The organism is Salinarimonas soli (assembly GCF_008386575.1).
Taxonomy (GTDB): Bacteria; Pseudomonadota; Alphaproteobacteria; order Rhizobiales; family Beijerinckiaceae; genus Salinarimonas_A; species Salinarimonas_A soli.
This window is the reverse complement of the sequence record NZ_VUOA01000048.1, coordinates 17,804-28,951: the sequence shown is the minus strand read 5'-3', so window position 1 is coordinate 28,951 and position 11,148 is coordinate 17,804. Positions and strand designations below refer to the sequence as shown.

Here is an 11,148-nt window from a genome sequence, read left to right as displayed (position 1 = left end):
GGAGAGGGGAGGCGGGCCGGCCTCAAGTCTGCGGCGTCATCTTCACCGTGAACCACTTGGCGGTGAGCTTGGCGAGGCCGCCGTCGGCGATGGCCTCGTTAATCGCCTTGTCGAACATCGCCTTGAGCTCCGTGTCGCCCTTGCGCAGGCCGACCGCGACGCCCGCGCCCAGCACGTCGCCCGAGACGCCCGCGCCCGCGATGGTCATGTCCTTGAACTCGGGCTTCTCCGCCGTGGCAGCGAGGGCGGAATGGCCGGCGAAGATCGCGTCCAGGCGCCCGGCCGCGAGGTCGAGGTCGTGCTGCTCGGTGGTCTTGTACTCGCGGATCTCGGCGACGCCCTTGAAGTGCTTCTCGATGAAGGCCGAGTTCACGGTCGAGCCCTGGACGCCGATGGTCTTGCCCTTGAGGAGGGGCTTCCATGCGTCGATGGTCGTCTGGGCCTGCGCGGCGTCGCGCTCCAGGTGGTAGACCTCGCCCGTGCCCGCGAGCTTGGCGAGCGGCGAGGACTTCAGGACGCCGAAGCCGTGCGGGCTCGCGGCGTAGACGCGGGAGAACTGGATCGCCTCCATGCGCTTCGGCGTCACGTTCATGCCGGCCATGATGGCGTCGTACTTGCCCGCCTGGAGCGCCGGGATGATGCCGTCCCAGTCCTGGGCCACGACCTCGCACTTCACGCCCATGCGGCGGCACAGGTCGTTGGCGAGCTCGACCTCGAACCCGTCCAGCTTGCCGCCGGGGCCGGAGAAGTTCCACGGGGCGTAGGCGCCCTCCGTGGCGATCTTCACGGTCTCCCACTTCTTCTGCGCCTGCGCGGAGCCCATCGCGAGCGCGGAGCCCACGAGCGCGAGCCCGATCACCTTCAGGATCCTCATCGAACCATTCCCCTGTCTTGCCGCCGCGTTTTGGCGCGCGGCGCGGATGGACGAGAGCTAATCCGGAAAGGCCGGGGTCGCGCAAGGGGAAAGCGTGGGCAGACCCCGCTTGTTCACGAGGCATGCACCCCTCCCCCTTGCGGGGAGGGGCTGGGGGTGGGGGTCCGGACGCGAGAGGTCCCGGTTCAGAAGAGGGCTGTAGCAGCCTGCGTGCTCCTAATCCCCATCCGCAGCTCCGACTTCACGACCCCCACCCCTGACCCCTCCCCGCAAGGGGGAGGGGGATCGTCGGTCAGCTGCGCGGGGTGATGTCGAGGCCGAACCACTTCTCGGAGAGGGTCTTCACCGTGCCGTCGGCGACCGCCTCCTGCACCGCCTTGTCGAACTGACCCTTCAGCTCCGCGTCGGCCTTGCGCAGGCCGACGCCGACGCCGCGGCCGAGCACGCCGCCGTTGAAGTTCGGGCCGACCATGGCGTAGCCCTTGAACTCGGGCTTCTTGAGGGTGCCCTGGAGCGCCGTGGAATCGGCGAGGATGGCGTCGACGCGGCCGGCCGCGAGGTCGAGGTCGTGCGCCTCCGTCGACTTGTACTCGCGGATCTCGGCGGTGCCCTTGAGGTACTTCTCGGCGAAGGCCGCGTGCGTCGTGGAGCCCTGCACGCCCACGGTCTTGCCCTTGAGGAGCGGCTTCATCTGCTCGATCGCCTTCCTGGCGCCCGCCTCGTCGCGGCCCAGATCGAAGCGCTCGCCGGTGAGCGGCATCTTGGCGAGCGCCGAGGTCTTCTCGACCACGAGGCCGTTGGGGGCGTTGGCGTAGGCGCGGGAGAACTGGATCGCCTTCTCGCGCTCCTCGGTGATGCTCATGCCCGCCATGATGGCGTCGAACTTGCCCGCCTGGAGCGAGGGGATAATGCCGTCCCAGTCCTGGGCCGAGATCTCGCACTTGGCGTTCATGCGCCGGCACAGGTCGTTGGCGAGGTCGATCTCGAAGCCCTGGAGCTGCCCGCCCGCGCCCGTGAAGTTCCAAGGCTCGTAGGCGCCCTCGGTGGCGATCCGCACGGTCTTCTGCGCCTGCGCGCCCGCCGGGCCGGCGCCGAGAAGGCCCGCCACGAGGGCGAGCCCGACGAATTTGGCGATGGTCATGAAAGGGTCTCCTCCAAGGGTTCGGGTGCGGTCTCTCGCACCGGTGGGCGGGAGGCTAGCGAACGCGCCTGGGTTTGAGAAGAAGGCCTGCCGCGACGGCACCGCCCTGCGGCCAAGTTGCCGCCGCGCGGCGGTGGCGGCGGCCCGCCCGCGCTGATATGAGGGGGCCCCGCCTCGCTCCCCCGATGGCCATGACCGACGCCCCGAAACCTCCCCTGACCGTGCTCACCGTCGAGGACAACGTCATCCTGCGCACGACCATCGTCCTGGAGTTCGAGGAGGTGGGCTTCACCGTCATCGAGGCCGGCATGGGCGAGGAGGCCGTTAGGGCCATCGAGACGCGCCCCGACATCGACGTCTTGTTCACGGACGTGCGGCTGCCGGGGGAGATCGACGGCTGGGAGATCGCCCGGCGCTTCCGCGAGATCCATCCCGAGCGGCCGATCATCTATGCCAGCGCCTACGCGCCGGGCGCCGAGCGCCGGGTCTCGGACTCGCTGTTCTTCCCCAAGCCCTACCGCCCCTCCCAGATCATCCGTGCCATCGAGCGCCTGGCCCGGGGCGAGCCGGAGGTTTGAGGGCGCCTCCAACCCCCTCATGCTGAGGAGCGCTCGACGAGCGCGTCTCGAAGCACGCACCACGCCTGCTACAGGCACCGGATATCCCTGAGGCGCCCTTCGAGGCTCCCCCGGATCAAGTCCGGGGTCGCGCCTCAGGACGAGGGTGAGACTTCGCAGCCAATCGGGGCCAGCCTCCTCGCGCGCGGGATCGCTCGCGCCGCCTTTGCCGTTGACTGGGCGAAGCGTCGGGAGCTCCCATGCCGCCATCCGCACCTGCAACGTCGAAACGGGGCTCCGCCAAGGCCGCGACGGAGCGCGTGGCGGGAATCGCGCTCACCCATCCCGATCGGGTGCTGTGGGAGGGTCAGGGGATCACCAAGCGCGACCTCGCCCGCTACCACGAGGCGGTAGCCGGCCATCTCCTGCCCCATGCCGCGAACCGTCCCCTGACCCTCGTGCGCTGCCCCGGCGGCTCCGGGACATCCTGCTTCTTCGCCAAGCACCCCTGGGCCGGCCTCGACCCGGCGGTGGAGGCCGTCCGGGTCGGGGACGACGAGGCGGTGGCGGTGCGGGACCCCGCGGGCCTCGTGGCCCTCGTCCAGGCGGGCGTGCTGGAGATCCACCCCTGGGGCGCGACCCTCGCCGATCCCGAACGCCCCGACCGGCTCGTCATCGACCTCGACCCGGCGGAGGATGTGGGCTTCGACGCGGTGCGGGCGGCAGCGCTGGAGGTGCGCGGCCGGCTCGAGGCGGCGGGCCTCGTGGGGTTCCTCAAGACCACCGGCGGCAAGGGCCTGCACGTGGTGGCGCCCCTCGTGCCCCGGGCGGGCTGGGAGGAGGCGCGGGCCTTCGCGGCGGCGCTCGCCGGGAGCATGGAGCACGACGCGCCTAGCCGTTTCACCCATGCGAGCCGCAAGGCCGAGCGCACGGGACGCATCTTCGTGGACTACCTGCGCAACACCCGCGGCGCCACCGCGGTCGCGCCGTACTCCCCCCGCGCCCGGCCCGGCGCCCCCGTGGCGACGCCGCTCGCCTGGGACGAGCTCACGCCGGGCCTGCGGCCGGGCGATCTCACGGTGGCGACGGTCCCGGCGCGCCTGGCGGGATCGACGCGCGACCCGTGGGAGGGCTTCGCGGCGGCCGCGCGGCCGCTGCCCACCTCCCTTGAGAGAGGTGCTACCCCTCGATCTTCGAGAAGTCCGCCACCTCCCGCGTCGCGCGGCGGAGCGTCGCGAGGAGCTTGAGGCGGTTGTCGCGCAAGGCGGGATCGTCGGCGTTCACCGTGACCCCCTCGAAGAACGCGTCCACGGCCGGGCGCAGCTCGGCGAGGGCCCGCATGGCGCCCTCAAAATCCTCCGCGGCCACCGCCGCCGACGCCGCCCCGGTCGCCCGCTCGAGGCCCGCGGCGAGCGCCTGCTCCTCTGGCAGCGCAAAGCGCGCCGGATCGGGCGCCTCGTCATAGGAGCGGCCGTCCTTCTTCTCCTCGATGCGCAGGATGTTGGCGGCGCGGCGATAGCCCGCGAGAAGGTTCTTGCCGTCCTCCGTGGCGAGCAGGCGCCCGAGCGCCTCGACGCGGCGCACGATCATCAGGAGGTCGTCCTGGCCGGGCAGCGCGAAGACGGCGTCGATGAGGTCGTGCCGTGCGCCCTGGTCGCGGAGGTAGACCTTGAGGCGGTCGGCGAAGAAGGAGAGGAGACTGCCGATACGTTCGATCTCAACAGGTTGTGGGGGTACGGAGAGAGCCTCCTCGGCTTTCAACAAGCTTGCCGCTCGCCCCGAAACACTGACTAGTTGGGACAGCAGCCCCTCTCTGTTCAAGTCACCAGATGCTTCGAGGAACTTCAGACGATTGTCCAATGGCTGGGCAGCACGCTTCAACATCTCGGACATGAAGCGTCTGCCGACGATTACAAAGCCGAAGAAGAGCGGAAGGCGCAGATTGTTCTCTACAAGTGTCCGGATCACCCCCAGCGCCGCCCGCCGCAGCGCATACGGATCCTTAGATCCCGTCGGCTTCTCGTCGATCGCCCAGAACCCCACCAGCGTGTCGATCTTGTCCGCCAGCGCCACGGCGACCGACACCGGGTCCGTCGGCACGCGGTCGCTCGGCCCCACGGGCTTGTAGTGCTCCTCGATCGCCGCCGCCACGCTCGGGTGCTCGCCCTGGAGCTCGGCGTAGCGCCGGCCCATGAGGCCCTGCACCTCGGGGAACTCGCCCACCACCTCGGTCATGAGGTCGGCCTTGGCGAGTTGGGCGGCGCGCGCCGCGAGGTCCGGATCGGCACCGACCAGGGGCGCCAGCTCGCGGGCGAGCGCCGTGATGCGCTCCACGCGCTCGCCTTGCGTCCCGAGCTTCTCGTGGAAGACGATGTTGAGGGATTTCAGCTTCGCCAGCCGCTGGTCGAGGGGCTTTCCGGCGCCCGCGAAGCCCGGCAGGTCGCGCTGGTCGGTCTGCCAGAAATAGAGCGCGTCGGAGAGGCGGGCGCGCACCACGCGCTCGTTGCCCGCCACGATCGCGGCGCCGCCGTCCGTGGCGCGCAGGTTCGAGACGAGGATGAAGCGGTTGGCGAGCGAGCCGTCGTGGCGGCGCAGGACGAAGCACTTCTGGTTGGCGCGGATGGTGGCCCGGATCACCTCGGGCGGGATCGCGAGGAATGCCTCCTCAAACGATCCCATGAGCACCACGGGCATCTCGACGAGCCCCGCGACCTCCTCCAGCAACCCCTCGTCCTCGACGAGCTCCAACCCCTGCGCAAAGGCGAGGTCGCGGGCGTCGTGGAGGATGATGTCCTTGCGCTGATCGGCGTCGAGCACCACGAAGGCGTCGCGCAGGGAGGCGGCGTAGTCCTCGAAGCGGCGCACCCGGATGGGGCCCGGCGCGTGGAAGCGGTGGCCATAGGTGACGTCGCCGGATTCCACGCCGCCCACCTCGAAGCGCACCACCTCAGGCTCCTCGGTCTCGGGGCCGAAGGTGCAGACGATGGAGTGAAGCGGGCGCACCCAGGCGAGCGACCCCGGCCGCGCGGAGGCCGCGCCCCAGCGCATGGATTTCGGCCAGGGGAAGGCGCGCACGATCGCCGGGACGATCTCGGCCAGCACCTCCGGCGTCGGGCGGCCGGGGCGCTCGATGACGGCGACGTAGAACTCGCCCTTCTTCGGGTCGCTCTCGATGCGCGCCTGGTCGAGGGAGGCGAGGCCCGCGCCCTTGAGGAAGCCCTGGATCGCGGCGTCCGGCGCGCCGACGCGGGGCCCTTTGCGTTCTTCCCGCACGTCCTGACCCTTGGCGGGCAGGCCGTGGACCGTGAGCGCGAGGCGGCGCGGGGTGGCGAGCGCCCGCGCGCCCTCGTAGAGGAAGCCCCGCTCCACGAGCGCATCGGTGACGAGCTTCTTCAGATCCTCCGCCGCCCGCCGCTGCATGCGGGCCGGGATTTCTTCGGAGAACAGTTCGAGGAAGAGGTCGGGCATCGGGATCGCAGGGCTTGAAGGTGTCCGGGCTGCCATACAGGGCGGGGATGAGGGTGTCGAGACGGGTCTCCGCCTCCCCTCTCCCATGGGGAGAGGGGTCGGGGGTGAGGGGTTGGACGCCGATCCAGGGGTCCACCACCGTTCCGCTTGTCATGGCCGGGCCTGACCCGGCCATCCAGCGGCGCGGTGGGCCTGGGTCCCCGGGTCAAGCCCGGGGATGACGGTGATGCGGCGGTGGGGCGATGCGAGCCTCCCAGCGTCCGCCCCTCAGCCCCCTGGCACTTCGTGCATCCCCCTCCCCATGGGAGAGGGGGGCTTACGCCGCCGCGCGGCCGCCCTCGGTCTTCAGCCAGGCGGCGCCGCAGGCCTTGGCGAGCTCGCGGACGCGCAGGATGTAGCTCTGGCGCTCGGTGACCGAGATCACGCCGCGGGCGTCGAGCAGGTTGAAGACGTGGCTTGCCTTGATGCACTGGTCGTAGGCGGGGAGCGCCATGAGGTGCCGGTCCTCGTTCGAGCCGGGCTTGGGCTCGCCCGCCTCCAGATAGCGGCGGCAGGCGCTCTCGGCGTCGCGGAAGTGGCGGAAGAGCATCTCGGTGTCGGCGTGCTCGAAGTTGTGGCGGGAATATTCCTGCTCGGCCTGCCGGAACACGTCGCCATAGGTGACCCGCTGGTCCCCCTCCCCGCCGTTGAAGTTGAGCTCGTAGCCGTTGTCGACGCCCTGGAGATACATGGCGAGGCGCTCCAGGCCGTAGGTGAGCTCGCCCGCCACGGGCGCGCACTCGAAGCCCGCCACCTGCTGGAAGTAGGTGAACTGGCTCACCTCCATGCCGTCGCACCAGCACTCCCAGCCGAGCCCCCAGGCGCCGAGCGTCGGGCTCTCCCAGTCGTCCTCGACGAAGCGGACATCATGCAGGAGCGGGTCGAGGCCGATGGCGCGAAGCGAGCCGAGATAAAGGTCCTGCAGGTCGGGGGGCGAGGGCTTCAGGATGACCTGGAACTGGTAATAGTGCTGGAAGCGATTGGGGTTCTCGCCGTAGCGCCCGTCCTTGGGCCGCCGCGAGGGCTGGACGTAGGCCGCGTTCCAGGGCCGGGGGCCCAGCGACCGCAGGGTGGTGGCGGGGTGAAACGTGCCCGCCCCCATCTCCATGTCGTAGGGCTGGAGGATGACGCAGCCGCGCTCGGCCCAGTAGCGCTGGAGCGTGAGGATCAGGCCCTGGAACGAGCGGGCCGGGTCCATGGAGGCGGGGAGCGTCATCGCGAGATCCTGGCGGGGGTGACCGGGGCGGAGGCTTAGGGACGGGGCTACGCGCGTGTCAAGCCGGTGGCCGGGCGGGGCACCTCTCCCCGCCGTGCGGGGAGAGGAGTCGGCCCTACAGCCCCAGCCGCGCCCAGAGGCTGCGCTCCTCCACCGCCGCGATGGCCTGGCCCGGGTCGATGAGCGAGCCGATGGTGGGATCGCGGCCGAGGAGGCGGGCGAGGAAGCCGGGGCGCGCGAGGGGCATCACGGGCATGCGCACCTTGGCGCCGAAGCGCGCGCGCAGCACCGTGCGCAGGTCGCCGATGGCGTCGACGAGGCCGAGGTCGAGGGCGGCGCGGCCGGCCCAGATGTCGCCCGTGAACAGCTCCTCGCGGGTCTTCGTGAGCTTCGTACCGCGCCGCTCGGCGACGAGGTCCGAGAAGGCGGTGAAGATGTCGGACTGGATGGCCTTGAGGCGCACGATGTCGTCCGGGTTCTCCGGGCGGAACGGGTCGAGCATGGCCTTGCGCGGGCCCGTGGTGTGGACGCGCCGGTCGACGCCGTAGCGCTCGATGAGCCGGTCGAGACCGAAGCCCGCCGACACCACGCCGACCGAACCGACGATGGAGGAGGGATCGGCGATGATCTCGTCGCCCGCGCAGGCGATCATGTAGCCGCCCGACGCCGCCGCGTCCTCCACGAAGACGAGGACGGAGAGCTTCTTCTCCAGGCTCAGCGAGCGGATGCGGCGGTAGATGAGATGCGACTGCACGGGGGAGCCGCCGGGGGAGTTCACCACGATCGCGACGGCCTTGGCGCCCTTCACCGCGAAGGCGCGCTCCAGCGCCGCGGCGCAGGACGCGATGGAGAGGCCGGGCCGCAGGGGCGAGACGGCGCCGATCGCGCCCACCAGCCGCACGACGGGGACCACGGGCCGGCGCTCGCGAAAGCGCGCGGGCAGGAAGGGACGGATGGTGTCGAGAAACGAGGCCAAGGCGGGATCCTGTCAGGTTCGGCGGCGGTCGGGGCGCAACGTCCCGGGGACGTTCCCGATCCTGGGCAGCATCGCCGCGCGCCACCCAAGGTGGGGACAAGGCCTCACGCGGGCAAGCACGGACACGCTCGATCCGCCGGCCGGACCCCGCGTGCTGCTGCCGCAGGCGGGCGGCGCGGGCCGTGCGGCGGAGCACGGATAAGCTTGAGGGCAGGAGGCTAGACAGCTCCCGTTCACATATCCCAGCGTAAGAGTGGACGATCGGCCACGGTCGCAGGCGTCAAGACGGCCTGGCCGCAACAGGAGAACGTCATGAGGTTCGCAAAGCTCGTCGCCGTGGTGGCAACCCTGGTCGGCGGTCTCGCCGCGTTCAGCCCGGCCCCGTCGCAGGCGGCCGTCGGCCCCGGCGCGGCCCCGGCCGTCGCGGGCGAGGCGCCGATCCGGACGGCGCAGTACTACCAGAGCGGCCCGGTCTATCGCAGCGGCCCGGTCTACCGGGAGCGCCGCGTCTACCGCCGCCCCGTGTACCGCCGTCCCGTCTACGGGCGCCCGGTCTATGGCCGTCCGGTCTACGGCTATCGCCCGATCCGCCGCCCGCGGGTGGTCTGCCGGACGCAGATCCGCCTCGTCGCGACGGGCTACGGCTATGTCCGCCGGCCGGTCCGGGTCTGCACCCGTCGCTACTGATCGGCACGCCCACCGCCGAGGATCGAGAGGCCGCTGCCCCCGCAGCGGCCTTTTTTTCATGTGCCGGCCGACGCGCCGTCGTCGAGCAGCCCGCCCCGGTGCAGCGCCTCGGCTTCGGGCGTGAAGCGCCCGTCCGCCCCATGGAGCACGAGGGGCGGCAGCAGGACCGGCGCGGCGCGCCCAGCCCGCACCGCGCCGACGAGCACCCGGATCGCCGGCGCGTCCGCCCGGGGATGGACGGGGCGCAGGGTGAAGCCGCCGAAGGCGGGCCGCAGGCCGTCGAGGGAGGTGACGAGGCGGTCGGCGCGCTGGATCATGCCAAGCCGCCCGCGATGGCGCAGCGCGTCCGCCGCAGCCTCGAGCCAGCGCCGGAAGCCGCCGGGGGGCAGCTCGTGGGCGTTCGCCCGCAGGCGCTCAGGGGAGCGCGGCGCCTCGCCCGCCTCGACGAAGGGCGGGTTCGTCACCACGAGGTCGAGCCCGGCGAGGCCCGCCCCCTCCCGCGCGGCGCGGCCCGCCAGGAGGTCGAGGCATAGCACCTCCCCCCTCCCCTCGGCCCCGTTGAGGGCGAGGTTTCGCCGGCACAGCTCCGCGAGATCGGGATCGCGCTCGATGAGAATCACCCGGGCGGACGGCTCCCGCGCCGCCAGCGCGAGGCCCACGGCGCCGGTGCCCGCGCCGAAATCCGCGATCCGCTCGCCCGGCCGGACGGAGGCCGCGGCGGCGAGCAGGACCGCGTCGGTGCCGGCCCGGTGGCCGCGGCGGGGCTGGAGGAGGCGCAGGCGACCGTCGAGGAGGGCGTCCTCGCCCACCTCGAACGCGCTATCCATCGCGGAGCTCGGCCGCGAGCCCCGCGTCGACGAGGAGCCGGCGGGCCTGGACCGCCTCGTCGTCGGGCACGAGGATGCGGCGGGGGATGGCTCCGATGGAGCCGTCGAGGGCGCTCATGTGGCGGTCGGCCACGAACACGCCGATGCCGGCCTGCTCCAAAAGCGACTCCACGTAGCCGATGAGGACGATGTCGTTCGTACGGATCAATTCCACCATCCGGTGGAGACTCCTTCTTGCGTCAATCCCTCGCGTTGCGGTCTAAGGGACGGACGTGCCACGGTGCGGCCATCTTCGCACCGGTCTGGCCGGCGGACAAAGGGTGGATAGCGTGGGCGTCGTCGTTCCGTTCGAGGACAAGGGGCCGCGGGCCGATATCGAGGGCCTGGTCGGGCTCGTGGCTCCGGACATGCAGCGCGTGAACGCGATGATCCTGTCGCGGACGGGCTCCGAGGTCACGATGATCCCGGAGGTCGCGAATCATCTGATCTCGTCGGGGGGCAAGCGCCTGCGCCCGATGCTCACCCTCGCGACCGCGGTGCTCGCGGGCTACGAGGGCGACGGGCACATCAAGCTCGCGGCCGGCGTCGAGTTCATGCACACGGCCACCCTCCTGCACGACGACGTGGTGGACGAGAGCGACATGCGCCGCGGCCAGGTGGCGGCGCGGGTGAAGTGGGGCAACGAGGCGAGCGTGCTCGTCGGCGACTTCCTGCTCGGCCAGGCCTTCCGCATGATGGTGGAGGTGGGCAGCCTGCGCGCCCTCGAGATCCTGTCCTCCGCCGCGGCCGTGATCGCCGAGGGTGAGGTGATGCAGCTCGCCGCCGCCAAGAACACCGAGACGAACGAGGACGAGTACCTCGCCATCATCCGCGCAAAGACCGCCGAGCTCTTCGGCGCAGCCTGCGAGGTGGGCCCCGTCATCGGCAAGCGGCCCAAGGCCGAGGCCGCCGCCTGCCGCTCCTACGGCATGAATCTCGGCATCGCCTTCCAACTCGTGGACGACGCGCTCGACTACGGCGGCAAGGCCAAGGCGCTCGGCAAGAACGTCGGCGACGATTTCCGCGAGGGCAAGATCACGCTCCCCGTGGTGCTCTCCTTCCGGCGCGGCTCCGACGAGGAGCGGGCCTTCTGGCGCCGCACCCTGGAGCAGGGCGACATCCGCGAGGGCGACCTCGACCAGGCGGTCGCGGTCATGCGCCGCCACCGGGCGCTCGAGGACACGATCGAGCGCGCCCGCCATTACGGCGCCATGGCCCGCGACGCGCTCGCCCTCTTCCCCGAAAGCCCCATGAAGCGCGCGCTCCTCGACACGGTGGAGTTCTGCATCGCCCGGGCGCATTGAGGCGGCCTCAAACCGTCGCA

General features: G+C 71.4%; 11 protein-coding genes. 4 read left to right on the top strand and 7 right to left on the bottom strand.

Annotated elements, in window-relative coordinates; all coding sequences use genetic code 11:
• Positions 1-22: 22 nt before the first annotated feature.
• On the bottom strand, positions 23-874 hold the full coding sequence (locus F0L46_RS23995) for a transporter substrate-binding domain-containing protein (protein WP_149822147.1): 852 nt from the start codon (positions 872-874) through the stop codon (positions 23-25).
• Positions 875-1,166: 292 nt separating this feature from the next.
• A complete protein-coding gene (locus F0L46_RS23990; protein WP_149822146.1) occupies positions 1,167-2,015 on the bottom strand; it encodes a lysine/arginine/ornithine ABC transporter substrate-binding protein in 849 nt (282 codons plus the stop codon).
• Between the two features lie 191 nt (positions 2,016-2,206).
• On the opposite strand from F0L46_RS23990, the gene F0L46_RS23985 reads away from it, so the two are divergent.
• A complete protein-coding gene (locus F0L46_RS23985) occupies positions 2,207-2,593 on the top strand; it encodes a response regulator (protein ID WP_188312121.1) in 387 nt (128 codons plus the stop codon).
• A gap of 239 nt (positions 2,594-2,832) precedes the next feature.
• A complete protein-coding gene (ligD, locus tag F0L46_RS23980) occupies positions 2,833-3,819 on the top strand; it encodes a non-homologous end-joining DNA ligase (protein WP_149822144.1) in 987 nt (328 codons plus the stop codon).
• On the opposite strand, the gene glyS is transcribed toward ligD, so the two are convergent.
• From glyS to F0L46_RS23965, 3 genes are all read right to left on the bottom strand, one after another.
• Complete coding sequence (gene glyS, locus F0L46_RS23975) at positions 3,752-6,040, bottom strand: glycine--tRNA ligase subunit beta (RefSeq protein WP_149822143.1); 2,289 nt, start codon at positions 6,038-6,040, stop codon at positions 3,752-3,754. The genes ligD and glyS overlap by 68 nt on opposite strands.
• A gap of 316 nt (positions 6,041-6,356) precedes the next feature.
• On the bottom strand, positions 6,357-7,295 hold the full coding sequence (locus tag F0L46_RS23970) for a glycine--tRNA ligase subunit alpha (RefSeq protein ID WP_149822142.1): 939 nt from the start codon (positions 7,293-7,295) through the stop codon (positions 6,357-6,359).
• A gap of 115 nt (positions 7,296-7,410) precedes the next feature.
• Complete coding sequence (locus F0L46_RS23965; protein ID WP_149822141.1) at positions 7,411-8,271, bottom strand: S49 family peptidase; 861 nt, start codon at positions 8,269-8,271, stop codon at positions 7,411-7,413.
• 312 nt (positions 8,272-8,583) lie between these two features.
• On the opposite strand from F0L46_RS23965, the gene F0L46_RS23960 reads away from it, so the two are divergent.
• Complete coding sequence (locus F0L46_RS23960; protein ID WP_188312120.1) at positions 8,584-8,958, top strand: hypothetical protein; 375 nt, start codon at positions 8,584-8,586, stop codon at positions 8,956-8,958.
• Between the two features lie 56 nt (positions 8,959-9,014).
• Here F0L46_RS23960 and F0L46_RS23955 read toward each other — a convergent pair whose 3' ends face one another.
• On the bottom strand, positions 9,015-9,785 hold the full coding sequence (locus F0L46_RS23955) for a tRNA1(Val) (adenine(37)-N6)-methyltransferase (RefSeq protein ID WP_149822140.1): 771 nt from the start codon (positions 9,783-9,785) through the stop codon (positions 9,015-9,017).
• The gene (locus F0L46_RS23950; protein ID WP_149822139.1) at positions 9,778-10,002 is read right to left on the bottom strand and encodes a putative signal transducing protein; all 225 of its coding nucleotides are present in this window, start codon (positions 10,000-10,002) and stop codon (positions 9,778-9,780) included. The genes F0L46_RS23955 and F0L46_RS23950 overlap by 8 nt, the downstream gene beginning before the upstream one ends.
• Before the next feature lie 112 nt (positions 10,003-10,114).
• Here F0L46_RS23950 and F0L46_RS23945 point away from each other — a divergent pair, with 112 nt between their 5' ends.
• The gene (locus F0L46_RS23945) at positions 10,115-11,128 is read left to right on the top strand and encodes a polyprenyl synthetase family protein (RefSeq protein WP_149822138.1); all 1,014 of its coding nucleotides are present in this window, start codon (positions 10,115-10,117) and stop codon (positions 11,126-11,128) included.
• Positions 11,129-11,148 lie beyond the last annotated feature (20 nt).